16 protein-coding genes and 1 pseudogene are annotated in these 17,342 nt (G+C 66.4%); 9 read left to right on the plus strand and 8 right to left on the minus strand.

The annotated features are described in order from the left end of the window. Positions 1 to 61: 61 nt before the first annotated feature. From EPAKOI_RS18665 to EPAKOI_RS18680, 4 genes and pseudogenes are all read right to left on the minus strand, one after another. Positions 62 to 871, minus strand: coding sequence for a GntR family transcriptional regulator (locus EPAKOI_RS18665; protein ID WP_423194261.1), 810 nt, complete (start codon positions 869 to 871; stop codon positions 62 to 64). A 107-nt stretch (positions 872 to 978) separates the two neighbouring features. Continuing rightward, positions 979 to 1,771: pseudogene (locus EPAKOI_RS18670) on the minus strand (isocitrate lyase/PEP mutase family protein). A 92-nt stretch (positions 1,772 to 1,863) separates the two neighbouring features. Beyond that, entirely contained in the window at positions 1,864 to 2,994 is a 1,131-nt protein-coding gene (locus EPAKOI_RS18675; RefSeq protein WP_124685271.1) for a TauD/TfdA family dioxygenase, read from the minus strand. Positions 2,995 to 3,005: 11 nt separating this feature from the next. Continuing rightward, positions 3,006 to 3,965, minus strand: a complete 960-nt coding sequence (locus EPAKOI_RS18680) for a tripartite tricarboxylate transporter substrate binding protein (RefSeq protein ID WP_423194262.1) — start codon at positions 3,963 to 3,965, stop codon at positions 3,006 to 3,008. 426 nt (positions 3,966 to 4,391) lie between these two features. Between EPAKOI_RS18680 and EPAKOI_RS18685 the strand changes: the two genes are divergently transcribed. Then, entirely contained in the window at positions 4,392 to 4,577 is a 186-nt protein-coding gene (locus EPAKOI_RS18685) for a hypothetical protein (RefSeq protein ID WP_124685269.1), read from the plus strand. A gap of 115 nt (positions 4,578 to 4,692) precedes the next feature. Here EPAKOI_RS18685 and EPAKOI_RS18690 read toward each other — a convergent pair whose 3' ends face one another. From EPAKOI_RS18690 to EPAKOI_RS18700, 3 genes are all read right to left on the minus strand, one after another. After that, on the minus strand, positions 4,693 to 5,070 hold the full coding sequence (locus EPAKOI_RS18690) for a DUF427 domain-containing protein (RefSeq protein ID WP_313836913.1): 378 nt from the start codon (positions 5,068 to 5,070) through the stop codon (positions 4,693 to 4,695). A gap of 292 nt (positions 5,071 to 5,362) precedes the next feature. Continuing rightward, entirely contained in the window at positions 5,363 to 6,052 is a 690-nt protein-coding gene (locus tag EPAKOI_RS18695) for a GntR family transcriptional regulator (RefSeq protein ID WP_124685267.1), read from the minus strand. Between the two features lie 193 nt (positions 6,053 to 6,245). Further along, positions 6,246 to 6,779, minus strand: a complete 534-nt coding sequence (locus EPAKOI_RS18700; RefSeq protein WP_423194263.1) for an Lrp/AsnC family transcriptional regulator — start codon at positions 6,777 to 6,779, stop codon at positions 6,246 to 6,248. A 145-nt stretch (positions 6,780 to 6,924) separates the two neighbouring features. On the opposite strand from EPAKOI_RS18700, the gene EPAKOI_RS18705 reads away from it, so the two are divergent. Then, positions 6,925 to 7,941 (plus strand): 1-aminocyclopropane-1-carboxylate deaminase, encoded by a 1,017-nt coding sequence (locus EPAKOI_RS18705; protein ID WP_423194264.1) that lies wholly within the window; start codon positions 6,925 to 6,927, stop codon positions 7,939 to 7,941. 34 nt (positions 7,942 to 7,975) lie between these two features. Here the strand turns inward: EPAKOI_RS18705 and EPAKOI_RS18710 are convergent, their stop codons facing one another. Then, positions 7,976 to 8,731 (minus strand): TerC family protein, encoded by a 756-nt coding sequence (locus EPAKOI_RS18710; RefSeq protein WP_423194265.1) that lies wholly within the window; start codon positions 8,729 to 8,731, stop codon positions 7,976 to 7,978. Between the two features lie 229 nt (positions 8,732 to 8,960). On the opposite strand from EPAKOI_RS18710, the gene EPAKOI_RS18715 reads away from it, so the two are divergent. From EPAKOI_RS18715 to EPAKOI_RS18745, 7 genes are all read left to right on the plus strand, one after another. Next, a complete protein-coding gene (locus tag EPAKOI_RS18715) occupies positions 8,961 to 9,986 on the plus strand; it encodes a 2-dehydropantoate 2-reductase (protein ID WP_313836909.1) in 1,026 nt (341 codons plus the stop codon). A gap of 221 nt (positions 9,987 to 10,207) precedes the next feature. After that, positions 10,208 to 10,939, plus strand: coding sequence for a GntR family transcriptional regulator (locus EPAKOI_RS18720; protein WP_124685263.1), 732 nt, complete (start codon positions 10,208 to 10,210; stop codon positions 10,937 to 10,939). 310 nt (positions 10,940 to 11,249) lie between these two features. Further along, positions 11,250 to 12,521 carry a formyl-CoA transferase gene (gene frc / locus EPAKOI_RS18725; protein ID WP_124685262.1) on the plus strand — a complete coding sequence of 424 codons (1,272 nt, stop codon included), beginning with the start codon at positions 11,250 to 11,252 and terminating at the stop codon, positions 12,519 to 12,521. Positions 12,522 to 12,632: 111 nt separating this feature from the next. After that, on the plus strand, positions 12,633 to 13,415 hold the full coding sequence (locus tag EPAKOI_RS18730) for a fumarylacetoacetate hydrolase family protein (RefSeq protein WP_313836906.1): 783 nt from the start codon (positions 12,633 to 12,635) through the stop codon (positions 13,413 to 13,415). 247 nt (positions 13,416 to 13,662) lie between these two features. Continuing rightward, entirely contained in the window at positions 13,663 to 15,396 is a 1,734-nt protein-coding gene (gene oxc / locus EPAKOI_RS18735; protein ID WP_423194266.1) for an oxalyl-CoA decarboxylase, read from the plus strand. Between the two features lie 39 nt (positions 15,397 to 15,435). Continuing rightward, positions 15,436 to 16,686 carry a formyl-CoA transferase gene (gene frc / locus EPAKOI_RS18740; RefSeq protein ID WP_124685259.1) on the plus strand — a complete coding sequence of 417 codons (1,251 nt, stop codon included), beginning with the start codon at positions 15,436 to 15,438 and terminating at the stop codon, positions 16,684 to 16,686. A gap of 187 nt (positions 16,687 to 16,873) precedes the next feature. Beyond that, on the plus strand, positions 16,874 to 17,320 hold the full coding sequence (locus tag EPAKOI_RS18745; protein WP_124685258.1) for a PAS domain-containing protein: 447 nt from the start codon (positions 16,874 to 16,876) through the stop codon (positions 17,318 to 17,320). Positions 17,321 to 17,342 lie beyond the last annotated feature (22 nt).

The following is a 17,342-nucleotide window of genomic DNA, read 5'->3' on the forward strand; positions in this document are numbered from 1 at the left end:
TGCCGCAGGGCGGGGCGCCGGTCCATGGCGGACGGCTGGCTGACGCCGGCCGCGCAGGGGATCAGCCGTCCTGCTGCGCGCGGCCGCTGCGCCAGGTGCGGTCGAGCACCATCCGGTACGAGAAGCGCTCCGCCGGATGCACCGACCACGCCATCTCGATCAGGTTGCCGGCGGTATCGCGGTACTGGCGGTTGATCCACAGGCCCGCAGCGCCGGCCGGCATGCCCAGCAGCGCGGCGATGTCGGCGGGCAGCGCCGCCGCGTGGATGACCTGCTCGATGCGCGAGACCGAGACGTTGAACTGCTGCTCGATCAGGTGGAAGACCGACGCCTCGATGTCCTGCTCGGCGCCGCGCACGCCGCGGTAGTCGGGGTGGACCCAGACCTCGTTGTAGCAGATCGGCGTCCCGGCATCCTCGCCGGTGCGCACGCCCCGGATCACCAGCCAGAGCTGGCCCTGGTACGGGTGCAGCACGGGATCGGCATCGTCGCCCACCTCGCGCAGGTCGCGCGACAGCACGCGCATGCGCGTGGTGGCCGCGTACTGGAGCAGGTCGCCCACCTGGCCCACGGCCAGTTCGTAGCCCTGCTTGGCGCGCGCGGCCGTGACCACGGTGCCCACGCGCGGCGTGCGCTTGATCATGCCAAGCCGCACCAGCCGTTCGATGGCGGCGCGCACCGTGTGGCGGCTGGCGCCGAACTGCTTGCACAGTTCCATCTCGGTCGGCAGCTTGCCGCCCACGGGGTAGGTGCCCGATTCGATCTCGGCGCGCAGGCTGCGGGCCAGCGCCAGGTAGCGCGGGCTGGCGTCGGCGCGCACGTCGGCGTCCGCGTCGGCAAAGTCGTCTGGAAGGGGGCTGCCTTGTTCCATGGATCGCAGTGCAAGCCTCAGGTGGCGGTCACGGGGTCATCGGTAACGGAGCATAGCCGGCACCCCGCCGCACGGGCAAGCTGCCCCGCCGGCCGGCGGGGCAGCGGTCATGAAGCGTGCCGCTTGTCGAAATCCCAGACCGATTCGAAATCCATCAGCGTGTTGAAGCGCGGGAAGTCGTAGAGCCGGTCGCCGATGCCCAGCGACGTGCGGTGCGTCTGCAGGTGGCCGTAGATGTCCTCCAGCGCCTTGCCCATCGCCAGGAAGCCGACGGCGGGATAGATGGCGATGGCAAAGCCCATCTGCTCCAGCGTTTCGGCCGGCAGCACCGGCGTGCGGCCCGTTTCCACCACGTTGACCAGCAGCGGCAGGTCGAAGGTGCGGCCGATGGTCTCCAGTTCCTGCTCGGACTCGGGCGATTCCACGAACAGGATGTCGGCGCCGGCCCGCGCGTAGGCTTCGGCGCGGCGCAGCGCCTCGTCCAGGCCCAGCGTGGTGCGCGCGTCGGTGCGGGCCAGGATCAGGGAAGTCGCGGCTCTCGCGCGCTTCCACGGCCACCTGGATCTTCCTGACCATGTCCTCGACGGGAATCACGCGCCGGCCCGGCGTATGGCCGCATTTCTTCGGGAATTCCTGGTCTTCGAGCTGGATCACGCTGGCGCCGGCCCGTTCGTAGCCGCGCACGGTGTGGGCGACGTTGAGCAGGCCGCCGTAGCCGGTATCGCCATCGCAGATCATCGGTACCGTGGCCGCCGAGCAGAACGCGCCGACGCGGTTGACCATGTCGGTGTAGGTGGCCAGGCCCGCGTCGGGCAGGCCCAGGTACGAGGCCACCGTGCCGTAGCCGGTCATGTAGAGGCAGTCGAACCCCATGCGCGTGGCAATGCGCACCGAGATCATGTCGAACACGCCGGGCGCGGCGATCAGGCGCTTGCGCGCCAGCAGTTCGCGGATCGACGGGCGGGCGGCGCCCTGGGAGGGGGTAGCGGTCATCAGGCGGCTTCCTTGACGGGGTAGATGCGCAGTTTCATGCCGTGGGCGTTGGCCATGCGGGCTTCGAACGCGCGGATTTCGGGGGTGATGCCGGTGCCGCGGAATCCGCCGCGCACGCAGGCGGCATCCACGTCCTTGTAGGCGTCGAGCCAGCCCAGCGGCAGCGGCTGCGCCTGGGGCAGCGACAGCCAGAGCCGGAACAGGTGGCGCTTGCGCTCGGGTTCGGGATGGTCCTCGTACTCGGTGCGCGAGTGCAGCACGATATGGTTGTTCAGGAGCTGGATGTCGCCGGGCTGCAGGTCCATGTCGTAGCACAGGTCCTCGCGCGCCAGCAGCGCATCGAACAGGTCCAGCGCCTCGGTCTGCCCGGGCGACAGGCGCGGCACGTCCGGAAACGTGGCCTGCGCGCCCTTGATGTGGTTGCGGATGTGGCGGCACGCAAAGTGGCCGTCGCGCACCCCAAAGATCGGCGCGGCATACCACGGGGCTTCCTCGGGCGCCTGTTCGCCCTGGCGGCTGAAGATCAGCGGCGCGTAGAGCTCGGCGGCCAAGTCCGGCCGCTGGCGCACCATCTCGTTGTGCGCGGCGATGGAACTGGTGATGAGGCTGGAGCCGCCGCGCCTGGCCGTGCGCACGCAGAACAGGCCGACCATGTCGCTGCCATCGGCGTGGAAGTCCAGGCCCGAGCGCGTGTTGTAGCCGCGGCCGGTGCTGGAGCGGTAGGTCCCGCCGGCATCGCGCACGTCGGAGACGAACTGGCTCAGCTTGCCCTGCGGACGCGGCACGCCCAGCAGCAGGCCGATGCCCCAGAACAGCTTGCGCAGCGCATCCACGTCCCAGCGCTCGACCGGAAAGCCGCGCAGCAGCTTGACGCCAAAGCCGCCCTGGGTATCGTCGACCAGCGCCACCAGGCGGCGGCGCACGCGGGCGTCGAGCGGAAAATCCTCGATCGACATGTCGAACATGTCCTTGCCGGTGGCCAGCGCATGGCGCAGGGCCTGCTCGAACGCGGCGATTTCCTCGGCATCGAGCACGTGGATCCAGCTTGTGTCGCGCTCCATGTCGGCGCGGGTCCAGCCGCCGGGCACGGGGCGGATGGCATCGACGGACGGGGTGTCTTGGGGGGTCATGTTCGCTTGCCTCACTCTGCTTGCAGGTTGACTTCCTTGGCCAGGCGCTGCCAGAAGGCAAAGTCCTTCTTCACCTGCTCGTTGAACGCGTCCACCGGCTGGGCCACGGGCGTGGCGGCCTGTTCGGCGAGGATTTCCTTCATGTCGGGCGCCATCACGATCTCGTGGATTTCCTTCTGCATCCGCTCCAGCGCCGCCTTGGGCGTCCTGGCCGGGGCGTAGAGGCTGTAGGACGTGTAGACCTCGAAGTCCTTCATGCCGGACTCGATCATGGTGGGCACGTTGGGCAGCGCCGGCGTGCGCTGCGCGCCGGTCACCGCCAGCGGGCGCAGCTTGCCGGCCGTGATGAACGGCTTGGCGGTCAGCACGCTGGTCACGCCGACCGTGGTCACGCCGCCGATCACGTCGGTCATCAGCGGCGCGCCGCCCTTGTAGGCCACGTTGACCATGTCCAGATGCTGGTACTTGTTGTACATCTCGCCAACCAGCCGGGTCATGTTCTCGGAGCTGCCGTAGGAGTACTTGTCCGGCTTGGTCTTGACGTGGCGGGCAAACTCCACCGCGTTCCGGGCCGGGAATTCGCTCTGCGTGACAAAGACCAGCGGCGACTGGCAGACCATGGTGACACCAACCAGATCCGCGAAGGTGTCGTACGGCAACTTCTTGTAGAGGATGGGGTTGAGCAGGTGGGTGTTCACCACGAGCACGTAGGTATGGCCGTCGGGCGGCGACTTGACGACGTATTCGGTGCCGATGATGCCGTTGGCACCAGGCCGGTTGTCGACCACGACCGACTGCTTGAGCCGGGGCGTCAGGCGCTCGGCCAGGCGGCGGGCGACGATGTCGGTGCCGCCGCCGGCCGAATACGGCACGACGATCCGCACCGTCTTGTCGGGGAACTCGGCCCGCGCGGGCAGGGCGATTACGGCAAGGCCCAGCGCGATGGCCGTGAGGGTGTGGGGCGCAGTCATGCGGTTGTCTCCTCTTTCCTGCGATGAAGTCCGGCTGGAGCCGGATCGGGATCATCTTGTCCGATTTATTATTTTGTCCGGACAAATCATGGAACAAGGATAGGAACCGGGGTGGTGCGAGGCAAGGCGCGGGGCGTCGGTGCTTACCCTAGCGGTCTTGGCGCTCGGTGATGCATCCATACCACGGTACCGATCGCAACACATCGTTTCGGATTACGAAATTCCATTGCGATATGTGGAAGATCAGTCGCTATTCGGCGACGCCAGGCATGCCCGGCGCCACTTTGGCTCGGCGGCGGGTGCCCGAAGAGGGTGAAATGGCGCGCCTCCTTCCATACGCACTATTACCTAATGCTGCAATGCCGCAATCGCTCTGCTACAATTCGGGAAAACCCCATAAGGGTAATCCCTGTAAGGAAGGACGCCATGAACACCCAATCCGATATCAAGCTGACCGATCAACTGGAACGTGACCTCATCGACCGCGAACTGGGCGCGCAAAGCCTGGGCTTCGCCAACGACGTGAAGCGCGTGATCGCCGCCGTCCAGAACGTTTTCACCCGCCTGCAGGCGGAAGCGCGCAAGGCCAAGGTGGTCTACGCGAACGGCTGATCGGCCGACGCTGATTGCGTGAGCGGCGCCTCCGGGCGCCGCATCGCCATATAAAGAACCGGCCCGCCGCACACGGCTCAAGTGTGCGGCGGGCCGGTTTTTTCTTTTCGCGGGCTCAGTCGAGCAGTTCGATGCTGTCGACGCGGTTCGGGTAGAACGCGACGTGGCCGGCAATCTGGGCCACGGCGGCGTGCGGCTGCTCGTAGCTCCAGACCGCGTTGTCGCCGCGGGCGCCCGCCGAGGCGATGCTGAAGTAGCTGGCGTCGCCCTTATACGGGCAGTGGCTTGTATGTGACGTAGGCGACAGTTGCGCCATGTCCACGTCCTCGCGCGGAATGTACTGCACGGCGGGATAGGACGCTTCCTGCAGGTTCAGCGCCCGGCGGGAATCGGCGACGACATGGCCGCCGGCCTTGACGACGACGCGCTGGCGCTGCGGGGTGATCGTGATGGGATGGTCGGGGCCGGGGATCTTGACGGACGGGCCGGTCATGGCGACTCCTTGAGGGGAACGGCGGGAAAAAGGTAGGCGCGGCAAGCTGCCGCGCCCGCGCCGGCCATGTCGCACGCCTGAGAGCCGTGCGCGCCCGCGCCAATCATGAAAAAACCGCCACGGAGGTGACGTGGGGCTGAAAGGGAGAGAGATCCTGCAGCCCTGGGAAGAAGATAGCGGCTGCGATCGTTGCGGAAAAGCGCAACGGCGGAACACACTTTTCGGCCCCATAGAATAATGGCCCCGTCGGAGCGGAGCCATGTGGGGCCATGCGGGGCAAGGCGGGGCGGCCTTAGCTGCCCGATTGTTCCTCGATCCAGAGCGACAGCCGCACCTTGTACGCCTGCTGGATATGGCGCCGGGTGATCAATTCGGCCTGCTCGGGGTTGCGCGCCTCCAGTGCTTCCACCAGCGCCATGTGTTCCTCGTACGAGCCACGCGCCCGGCCCGGCACCGCCAGCGTCGACCGGCCCAGCAGCGCCATCGACTCGTGCAGCGAGCGCAGGGTCTTGAGCAGGTAGCGATTGTGCGCGCAGCGGTGCAGCGTCTCGTGGAACAGGCGGTTGTTCATCGCCAGCTTGTCGGGGTCTTCGGCGAACGACAGGTCGCGCTCGACGATGTCGCGCAGCAGCGAGATTTCCACATCGGTCGCGTGCCGGGCGGCCAGCGCCGCCGCCGTCGATTCCAGCACCTCGCGCATCACGTAGAGTTCACTGACCATGCTGGCGTCCAGCCGCGTGACCATCATGCCGCGGTTGGGCTCGTTGACCACCAGGCCCTCGGATTCCAGCCGCGACAGCGCCTCGCGCACCGGCGTGCGCGACAGCCCCAGCGATTCGGCCAGTTCCACTTCACGCAGACGGGTACCCGGCGGCAGCTGGCCTGCCTGGATGGCGGCACGCAATTGTTGATAGGCCCGCTCGGAACGCGGCAACGAAGCACTCTGGTCGCCGTCGGCGCCAGCCAGGTCCGTAGGAAGCATGAAAACGTCAGGAGTTGACTGCAGGACAGCCGGTTTTTGGAGAATAACCGAAATGAATCAGGCGGTTATCCGGTCGGGCCGATGGTCGGTATCAGGCAGACACCGCAGATCGGCCAAAACGCACGATTCTACATCGGCGGACCGGGTGCGCCGGGGGTTGCGCCGTCACCCGGCATCACGCCCCTGACCTGGCTCAAATGGGGAACTGCGTCGTCGAGAGGACCTGCTTGAGCACCATGAACGACCGAATCTGCCGAACGCCGGGCAGGTAGAGCAGCTGCTCCGCGTGCAGGCGGTTGAAGCTGTCGCTGTCGCGTGTGCGCACCAGCATGAAATAGTCGAACTCGCCGGTCACCACGTGGCATTCCATGCAGCCGGACACCTTCTGCGCGGCCGTCTCGAACTGCGCGAAGGATTCGGGCGTCGAGCGGTCCAGCACCACGCCGATCATTACCAGCATCCCGGCATCGAGCGCCTTCGGGTTCAGCAGCGCCACGATGCCGCGAATCAGGCCCATCTCCTTGAGCCGCTCCACCCGGCGCAGGCACGCGGGCGGGCTCAGGTTCACCTTGGCGGCCAGCGCCACGTTGGAGATCGACGCATCCTGCTGCAACGCGCGCAGGATGGCCTTGTCGGCCCGGTCCAGCGCGTTGACATGCGGTAACGGCGTGTCCGCGGGCTCCGGCGCCGGCGTTTGCTTCCGGGTGCGAAATTTTGTTTCTTTCATGGAATGGTTGGCGGAATATTAAAAGGTTGAACGCCATTATCGATACCCGATGGTGTGGCGAAACGACATTCTTTGCAACCACGTTTCGAACGGTTTTCCCTAGCATGGAGGCTGTTTCCCCACCCATCGAGATGGAGCTTCCACCATGCATCTGGAACGCTTTCCCCGTTATCCCCTGACGTTCGGCCCCACGCCGATCCAGCCGCTGAAACGCCTGTCGGACCATCTGGGCGGCAAGGTCGAGCTGTACGCCAAGCGCGAGGACTGCAACAGCGGCCTGGCGTTCGGCGGCAACAAGACCCGCAAGCTCGAATACCTGATTCCGGATGCGCTGGCGCAGGGGTGCGACACGCTGGTGTCCATCGGCGGCATCCAGTCCAACCAGACGCGCCAGGTGGCCGCCGTGGCCGCGCACCTGGGCCTGAAGTGCGTGCTGGTGCAGGAGAACTGGGTCAACTACGCCGATGCCGTGTACGACCGCGTCGGCAATATCCAGATGTCGCGGATGATGGGCGCCGACGTGCGGCTGGTGGCCGACGGCTTCGACATCGGCATCCGCAAGAGTTGGGAAGAGGCGATGGAGAGCGTGCGGCACGCCGGCGGCAAGCCGTATCCGATTCCGGCCGGCTGCTCCGAGCATCCGCTGGGCGGGCTCGGTTTCGTCGGGTTTGCCGAGGAAGTGCGGGCGCAGGAGGCCGAACTGGGCTTCCGGTTCGACTACATCGTCGTGTGCTCGGTCACGGGCAGCACGCAGGCGGGGATGGTGGTCGGTTTCGCGGCCGATGGCCGGGCGGACCGCGTGATCGGCATCGACGCGTCGGCCAAGCCGGAGCAGACGCACGCCCAGATCCTGCGGATTGCCAAGCACACGGCCGGGCTGGTCGGACTGGACCGCGATATCGTCGCCGCCGATGTCGTGCTGGACACGCGCTATGGCGGCCCGGAGTACGGGCTGCCGTCCGAGGGCACGCTGGAAGCCATCCGCACCTGCGCGCGCTACGAAGGCATGATGACCGACCCGGTCTACGAGGGTAAGTCGATGCACGGCATGATCGACATGGTCCGCCGTGGCGAATTTCCCGCCGGCTCGCGCGTGCTGTACGCCCACCTGGGCGGCGTCCCGGCGCTGAGCGCCTACAGCTTCCTGTTCCGCAACGGCTAAGGCCGGACCACTGCCCGGCCTGCCGCAGACCGGATCAGGCCGGGTGGCTGCCGCGCGCCTTCTCGCGGCGCCGGCGCGCCAGCATGTTCAGCCCCTCCACGGCCGTGGAGAACGCCATTGCCGTGTAGATGTAGCCCTTGGGCACGTGATGGCCCAGGCCGTCGGCAATCAGCGTCATCCCGATCATGATCAGGAAGGCCAGCGCCAGCATCACGATGGTCGGATTGCGGTTGATGAAGTTGGCCAGCGGCGTGGCGGCCACCAGCATCACGGTCACGGCGGCAATCACGGCCACGAACATGATCGGTACGTGATCGGTCATGCCGACGGCCGTGATGATGCTGTCGATCGAGAACACCAGGTCCAGCACCAGGATCTGGCCGATGGCGGCGGCAAAGCTGGGCACCGCGCGCACCTTTGCCGCTTCGTCGCCGTGCTCGGCGTCGGGCGCCACGTGCTGGTGGATCTCGCGTGTCGCCTTCCAGACCAGGAATGCACCGCCGGCCATCAGGATGATGTCCCGCCACGAGATGCCCTTGCCGAAGACTGTGAAGACCGGCTCGGTCAGCGCCACGATGATCGCGATGGTGGCCAGCAGCGCCAGCCGCAGGATCAGCGCCAGGCCGATACCGATGCGGCGGGCCTTTTCCCGGGTTTGCTCGGGGAGCTTGTTGGTGAGGATCGATATGAAGATGAGGTTGTCGATGCCGAGCACAATCTCCATGGCCACCAGCGTGGCCAGCGCGGCCCAGGCGGACGGGTCGCGTACCAGTGCGAGCAATGTTTCCATGCGGACTCCAGATCTCCGGGGGGGACGGTGGACGACAGGCCGGGGCGGCGGCCCGCAAGCGGACAACAGCCCACATGGTAGCGCACACCGCGGCGTGGACGGAACCGGTACAGCGGGTCAGTGCGCGCGCGGATGCAGATCGAGGTTGTCGAACCGCGATTGTGAAATATAGTATGTGATATACCAAGACATCTAACGCATCACTATCATCACAATCGAGGAGACAACCATGAAGATTTGTATCTATGGGGCCGGCGCCATCGGCGGCTACATGGGCGCGCAGTTGGCGTTGGCCGGGGCCGACGTCAGCTTCATCGCCCGCGGGCCGCACCTGGCCGCGATGCAGGCCCACGGCGTGCGCCTGCAGATCGAGGGCGAGGAGCGCGTGGCGAAAGTGCGATGTACCAACGATCCGCGCGAACTGGGCCCGCAGGACTACGTGTTCATCACGCTCAAGGCGCACCAGGTGCCGGGCGTGGTGGACCTGATGCAACCGCTGCTGGGCCCGGACACGGCCGTGGTGACCGGCGTCAATGGCATTCCGTACTGGTACTTCCACCAGCATGGCGGCGAATTCGCCGGCCGCACGCTGGAATCGGTGGACCCGGGCGGCAAGCAGTGGAATGGTCTGGGGCCGGAGCGCGCCATCGGCTGCGTGCTGTACCCGGCGGCCGAGATCGTGGCGCCGGGCGTCATCAAGCACGTCTATGGCAAGAAATTTCCGATTGGCGAGCCCGATGGCAGCCGTTCGGCGCGCGTGACGCGGCTGGCCGAGATCATGGGCCAGGCCGACCTGGACGCGCCGGTCCGGGACAACATCCGCGACGAGATCTGGCTCAAGCTGTGGGGCAACCTGTGCTTCAACCCCATCAGCGCGCTGACCCATGGGACGCTGGATGTCATCACGTCGGACCCGGCCACCCGGGCGCTGTCGAAGCAGATGATGCTGGAGGCGAAAGCCATCGCCGAAAGCTTTGGCGTGCATTTCCGCGTCGACGTGGAGCGCCGCATCGACGGCGCGGGCGCGGTGGGGGCGCACAAGACGTCGATGCTCCAGGACCTGGAGGCGGGCAGGGCGATGGAAATCGACCCGCTGCTGACGGTGGTCCAGGAAATGGGTCGGATGATCGGCCAGCCCACGCCGATGATCGACGCGGTGCTGGGCCTGATCAAGCAGCGCGACACCATGGCAAAGGCAGCGCAGGCGGCACCGGCGGCACAGGCCTCAGCGGTGCCAGTGGCGCGCGCGGCCTGAGGGCGGAGGGCAATGACCCTCCGGTCCTGCCTTCGATGTGATATACCATATACGAAAGGCCGGATCGGCCCCTTCGCCCACGTTGCCATGCGCGCCTGCCCAAGATAGATGAGCAGGACGCATGGCGCCATGCCAAACTGGATGGAATGACGTTCGCGAAGGGTCGGCCGCCACCGGGTGCCAACCGGCACCCGGGGCTCCGGCCACTGATGAGTGCATTCATGTCTGCCCAAAGCCAACCCGAAGTCCAGCCGCATGTACAGCCGCACGGGCTGTCCCTGTCGCTGCAACCGATCAATGCGGGCGCCAGCCTGCGCGACCAGGCGTACGCGATGCTGCGCCAGGCCATTGCCGACGCCGACATCTACCAGTCGCGCGAGGAGGTGAGGCTGGACGAGCGCGTGCTGTCCGAAGCGCTGGGCGTGAGCCGCACGCCGATCCGCGAGGCCATGACGCTGCTGGAGCAGGAAGGCTTCCTGCGCACCGTGCCGCGCCGGGGTATCTATATCACGCGCAAGACCAAGCGCGAGATCGTGGAGATGATCCAGGTCTGGGCCGCGCTGGAGAGCATGGCCGCGCGGCTGGCCACCGAGAACGCCTCGGACGAGGAAATCGGCAAGCTGCGCCATATGTTCGACAGCTTCCGCGATTCGACGCCGGCCGAGCATATCGAGGAATACTCCGACGCCAACATCGCGTTCCACCAGGCGATCGTGCAGCTGTCCAAGTCGCAGATCATCATGGACCAGATCAAGAACATCTTTGTCCATGTGCGCGCCATTCGGAAGATGACGATCTCGCAGAGCGACCGCGCGGCGCGATCGATCGTCGACCACCTGCGGATCATCGAGGCGCTGGAAAAGCGCGACACGGAACTGGCCGAGCGCCTGGTGCGCCAGCATTCGCTGGACCTGGCCGAGTACGTGCAGAAGTATTGCGATTTCCTGGATTGAGCGGCCTGTCGCGTCACGCGATGTTTGGCCGCTGAGCATTGGCCGGTGCGGGCACGCGCCGGCACCTCCCTTCCCATCTCCCCATCCGCCGCCCCCCCGGCATGCGGCGCGTCGTCCTTGGCGTGTGAGCGCCGTTCCCCCGGTCTCTGAATCCCCCTGAACAGCCTTTTGCAAGGCTGCGCGTGCGGCCAAATTGCGTTTGCTGCGCTGCAACGACGAAACCTGCGCATATGGGGGTGAAACCCTCTTGCATCTCCGTGATATACCACATACTGTATGTCAAAAGAACACGCAAACCCAGGAGACAAGCATGGCCGAGAGCCGGAACCCCAGCGACACCAGCAGCCCGGAGCAGCGCAAAGCTTTGGATGGCATCCGCATCCTTGACATGACCCATGTGCAGGCCGGTCCGTCGGCCACGCAGTTGATGGCATGGATGGGGGCCGACGTGATCAAGGTCGAAATGCCGGGCCGGGGCGACATCACGCGCGCGCAGTTGCGCGACGTGCCGAATGCCGACAGCCTGTACTTCACCATGCTGAACAGCAACAAGCGCAGCCTGACGCTGAACATGAAGACGCCGGAAGGCAAGGCGCTGCTGGAAGACCTGATCCAGCAGAGCGACGTGCTGATCGAGAACTTCGGCCCGGGCGTGCTGGCCCGCGCCGGGTTCGACTGGGACCATATCCAGAACCTGAATCCGCGCATGATCTATGCGTCGATCAAGGGCTTCGGCCCCGGCCCGTACCAGGACTGCAAGGCGTACGAGAACGTGGCGCAGTGCATGGGCGGCTCGGCCTCGACCACGGGCGAGGCCCACGGCACGCCGATGGTGACGGGCGCGCAGATTGGCGATTCGGGCACCGGCGTGCACTGCGTGGTCGGCATTCTGGCCGCCTTGCTGCAGCGCGAGCATTCGGGCCGCGGCCAGCGCGTGGAAGTGGCCATGCAGGACGCCGTGCTGAACCTGTGCCGCGTGAAGCTGCGCGACCAGCAGCGCCTGGAGGCCGGCCCGCTGCGCGAGTATCCCAACGAACAGTTCGACGACCACGTGCCGCGCGCCGGCAATGCGTCGGGCGGCGGCCAGCCGGGCGCCGCGCTGCGTTGCGCGCCGGGCGGCCCCAACGACTACGTCTACGTCATCATCCAGCCGCAGGGCTGGGAGCCGCTGATGCGCCTGTGCCGCCGCGAGGACCTGATCACCGATCCGGAATTCGCCACGCCGGAAGTGCGGCTGAAAAAGCTGTCCACCTGCTTCGGCATCATCGAGCAATGGACGCAGGGCCGCAGCAAGTTCGAGGTGATGAACGCGCTGAACCAGGTGGACGTGCCGTGCGGCCCGATCCTGTCGATGAAGGACCTGATCGAGGACCGCTCGCTCTACGAGCGCGGCTACCTGGTGGAGCTGGAGCATCCGGCGCGCGGCAAGTACGTGCAGCTTGGCTCGCCGATCATGATGTCGGCGTCGCCGGTCAGCGTGGAGCGTTCGCCGCTGCTGGGCGAGCACACCGACGAGATCCTGGAATGGCTGGGCCGCTCGCCGGCGCAGATCGCCGCGCTGCGCGTGGCGGGGGCCATCTAGACGCCGGCGCCCGGCCCGCGCGGGCCCATCTCCACGGCCCCTGACAGGGGCTTCCATTTCCGCTGACAGCGCAGGCGCGGCACGCCCGCCGCCTGCCGAAGGAACGCTGCCGTGCAAACCTGGATTCGCTTCCGCCGTCCTGACGGCGACACCGCTTACGGCCGGATCGACGACGCCGATGCCGACCGGGTCATCGAATACGATGGTCCCGGCTATGCCGATCCCCGCCCCACGGGCAACACCTACAGCTATGGCGCGCTGGAACTGCTGGCGCCGTGCCAGCCCGGCAAGATCGTGGCGCTATGGAACAACTTCCACGCGCTGGCGGCCCGGCTGGAAAAGTCGGTGCCCGTGCATCCGCTGTTCCTGCTCAAGCCGGCTAGCTCCCTGGCGGGCCCCGGCGACGCGATCGTGCGGCCGAGTGGCTACACCGGCAAGATCGCCTACGAGGGCGAACTTGGCATCGTCATCGGGCGCGAATGCCGCAACGTGCCGCTCAGCGCGGCGGCGTCGCACATCTTTGGCTACACCATCGTCAACGACGTCACGGCGGGCGAACTGCTCAACGCCGATCCCAATTTCCCGCAGTGGACGCGCGCCAAGGGCTCGGACACCTTCGGGTGCATCGGGCCGGCCATCGTCCGCGATTTCGACTGGCGCGCCGCCAGCGTGGTGACCCGCCTGGACGGCGTCGAGCGGCAGAACTACCCGCTGTCGGACATCGTGTTTTCGCCAGAAGAGCAGGTCAGCCGGCTGTCGCAGGACATGACGTTGATGCCGGGCGACGTGATTGCCGTCGGCACGTCGATCGGGGTTGGATCGATGAAGGACGGCGCGGTCGTGGAGGTGTCGATCCGCGGGATCGGCGCGCTCGTCAACCACATGCGCGGCTGAAGCCGGCTGCGCCTGGGCAGGGCGGGGCGTTGTCTTTTTTACGCCCCGGTTTGCAGGAAATGCTGCGTTGCATCGACGAAAGTTGGTCGCAACACGGGAAAATTCCTTGCCGATTGTTGATATATCACATACCGTATTTCAGCGTCACCGGCGGATGCGGCCTCAGGAGGAGACACCGGGGCAGCCGTTGAAGACATCCCAGCAGAGACATTCCCATCACCGTCACTTTGCAAAGAAGGAAGCAACCATGGCAGAAGTCGGCAACGAACTGCAGCGTCACGCTGTGGAAGAGCAACAGGCACAAACCGATGGTTTTCATCTGGTCATTGACGCGCTGAAGCTCAATGGCATCGAGAACATCTACGGCCTGCCCGGCATTCCGGTCACCGATCTGGCCCGCCTGGCGCAGGCCAACGGCATGCGCGTCATCAGCTTCCGCCATGAGCAGAACGCAGGCAACGCGGCGGCCATCGCCGGCTTTCTGACGCAGAAGCCCGGGGTTTGCCTGACCGTGTCGGCGCCCGGCTTCCTGAACGGGCTGACGGCGCTGGCCAATGCCACCACCAACTGCTTCCCGATGATTTTGATCAGCGGCTCCAGCGAGCGCGAGATCGTCGATCTGCAGCAGGGTGACTACGAGGAGATGGACCAGTTGGCCATCGCCCGTCCGCACGCCAAGGCCGCCTTCCGCGTGCTGCACGCCGAAGACATCGGCGTAGGCGTGGCCCGCGCCATCCGCGCGGCCGTATCGGGCCGTCCGGGCGGGGTCTACCTCGACCTGCCGGCCAAGCTGCTGGCCCAGTCGATGGAAGCCGAGCAGGGCCGCAAGTCGCTGATCAAGGTTGTCGATCCCGCCCCGCGCCAGCTGCCCGCGCCGGACGCGGTGGACCGTGCCGTGGAGCTGCTCAAGGGCGCCAAGCGTCCGCTGATCCTGCTGGGCAAGGGCGCCGCGTATGCCTGCGCCGATGCCGATATCCGCGCGCTGGTCGAGAAGACCGGCATCCCGTACCTGCCGATGTCGATGGCCAAGGGCCTGCTGCCAGACACGCACCCGCAGTCGGCGTCGGCCGCGCGGTCGTACGTGCTGGCCGAAGCCGACGTGGTGATGCTGGTGGGCGCCCGCCTGAACTGGCTGCTGTCGCACGGCAAGGGCAAGACCTGGGGCAAGCCGAAGCAGTTCATCCAGATCGACATCTCGCCGACCGAGATCGACAGCAACGTGGCCATCGCCGCGCCGGTGATCGGTGACATCGGCTCGTGCGTGTCGGCACTGCTGGGCAAGATCGGCAACGACTTTGCCAAGCCGGGCGCCGACTGGCTGGGCGCGGTGGAGGAGCGCAAGGACAAGAACCTGTCGAAGATGGCCGAGACGCTGGCCAGGGATACGTCGCCGATGAACTTCCACAGCGCGCTGCGCGTGCTGAAGGACGTGGTCAAGGACCATCCGGACATTCCGTTCGTCAACGAAGGCGCCAACACGCTGGACTACGCGCGCGCCGTGATCGACATGTACCAGCCGCGCAAGCGCCTGGACGTGGGCACCTGGGGCGTGATGGGCGTGGGCATGGGCTACGCGGTGGCGGCGGCGGTGGAAACCGGCAAGCCGGTGCTGGCCGTGTGCGGCGACAGCGCGTTCGGCTTCTCGGGCATGGAAGTGGAGACGATCTGCCGCTACAACCTGCCGATCTGCGTGGTCGTGTTCAACAACAACGGTGTCTACAAGGGCATCGACGTCAACCCGTCGGGCGGCAAGGACCCGGCTGTCACGATGTTCGTGCCGGGCGCCCGCTACGACAAGATGATGGAGGCGTTTGGTGGCGCGGGCCACACCGCCACCACGCCCCAGGAACTCGAAGCCGCGGTGCGCGACGCGCTGCGGTCGGGCAAGCCCACGCTGGTCAACGCCGTGATCGATCCGGCCGCGGGCACCGAAAGCGGTCGGCTGACCAACCTCAATCCGCAAAGCTCGGCCAAGAAGTAATCCCCTGCATTTCACCTCCATTCCAATGGGAGACAGAACGTGAACCTACCTCTGAACGGCATCAAGATCATCGACTTCACGCATGTCCAGGCCGGCCCCGCCTGCACGCAGCTTCTGGCGTGGTTTGGCGCGGACGTGATCAAGGTGGAGCGCCCCGGATCGGGCGACGTTACCCGCACGCAGCTTCGCGACGTTCCGGACGCCGACGCGCTGTACTTCACGATGCTGAACAGCAACAAGCGCTCGCTGACGCTGGACACCAAGAAGCCGGAAGGCAAGAAGATCCTGGAGCAGCTCATCCGCGAGTCGGACGTGCTGGTGGAAAACTTCGGCCCGGGCGCGCTGGACCGCATGGGCTTCTCGTGGGAGCGCATCAACGAGCTGAACCCGATGATGATCGTGGCATCGGTCAAGGGCTTCAGCGACGGCCACCACTATGAAGACCTGAAGGTCTACGAGAACGTGGCGCAGTGCGCGGGCGGTGCCGCATCCACCACGGGCTTCTGGGACGGCCCGCCGACCGTGTCGGCTGCCGCGCTGGGCGATTCCAACACCGGCATGCACCTGGCCATCGGCATCCTGACGGCCATCATCGGCCGCCAGCAGACCGGCAAGGGCCAGAAGGTGGCCGTGTCGATGCAGGACGCCGTGCTGAACCTGTGCCGCGTGAAGCTGCGCGACCAGCAGCGCCTGGACCGCCTGGGCTACCTGGAAGAGTATCCCCAGTACCCGCACGGCACGTTCACCGACGTGGTGCCGCGTGGCGGCAACGCCGGCGGTGGCGGCCAGCCGGGCTGGGTGCTGAAGTGCAAGGGCTGGGAGACCGATCCCAACGCGTACATCTACTTCACGATCCAGGGCCACGCCTGGGAGCCGATCTGCAAGGCGCTGGGCAAGGAAGAGTGGATCACCGACCCGAACTACAACACGCCCAAGGCGCGCCAGCCGCACATCTTCGACATCTTCAACACCATCGAAGCCTGGCTGGCCGACAAGACCAAGTACGAAGCGGTGGACATCCTGCGCAAGTTCGACATCCCCTGCTCGCCGGTGCTGTCGATGAAGGAAATCGCCGCGGATGAATCGCTGCGCAAGAGCGGGTCGATCGTGGAGGTGCCGCACAAGCAGCGTGGCACGTACCTGACGGTGGGCAGCCCGATCAAGTTCTCGGACATGAAGCCCGAGATCACCGGGTCGCCGCTGCTGGGCGAGCACAGCGAGCAGGTGCTGGCCGGGCTGGGCTACAGCGAGGAGGATATCTCCCGCCTGCGCGAGGCCCAGGTCATCTGACCCAGGTGCTGGCGCCCTGGCGCCAGCGTCCGGGTGCCGGGGCCGCGTGGATGGCATGCCACGCGGCCCCGGCGTGTTTTGGGCTCCCGGACGCCCCGTCGGCCCGGCCGCAAGGCCGGTGCCATAATGAGTCGCCCGCTGACCGGGCGGTGCAGCAGATCCTTCTCCCCATTCCTCAGGAATGACCATGCAGACTGAAATCGACTACCAGCAACTGGTGTCCGCCATCGGCGACGCGGTCATCATCTCCGGCCCCGACGGCGCCATCACGCTGTGGAACCCGGCCGCGGAATACATGTTCGGCTATACCCAGGAAGAAGCCCTGGGCAAGTCGCTGGACCTGATCATTCCCGAGCGGCTGCGCGCGCGGCACTGGGAGGGCTACGACAAGACCATGGCCACGGGCCAGACCCGCTACGGCCACGACCTGCTGAAGGTGCCGGCGGTCAACAAGCGCGGAGACGCGATGTCGATCGCCTTTACCGTGGCGCTGATGCACGGCGCCGGCGGGGAAATCACCGGCATCGTGGCGGTGATCCGCGACGAGACCGCGCGCTTCCAGGAAGAACGGGCGCTGCGCAAGCGCATTACCGAGCTGGAAGCCAAGGCATCGGCCGTGGCCGGCGCTGGCTGACGCAGGCCGGGCGGACTTCTCG

Origin of the sequence: Cupriavidus sp. H18C2, from assembly GCF_049393795.1 — a bacterium.
Classification (GTDB): Bacteria; Pseudomonadota; Gammaproteobacteria; order Burkholderiales; family Burkholderiaceae; genus Cupriavidus; species Cupriavidus pauculus_C.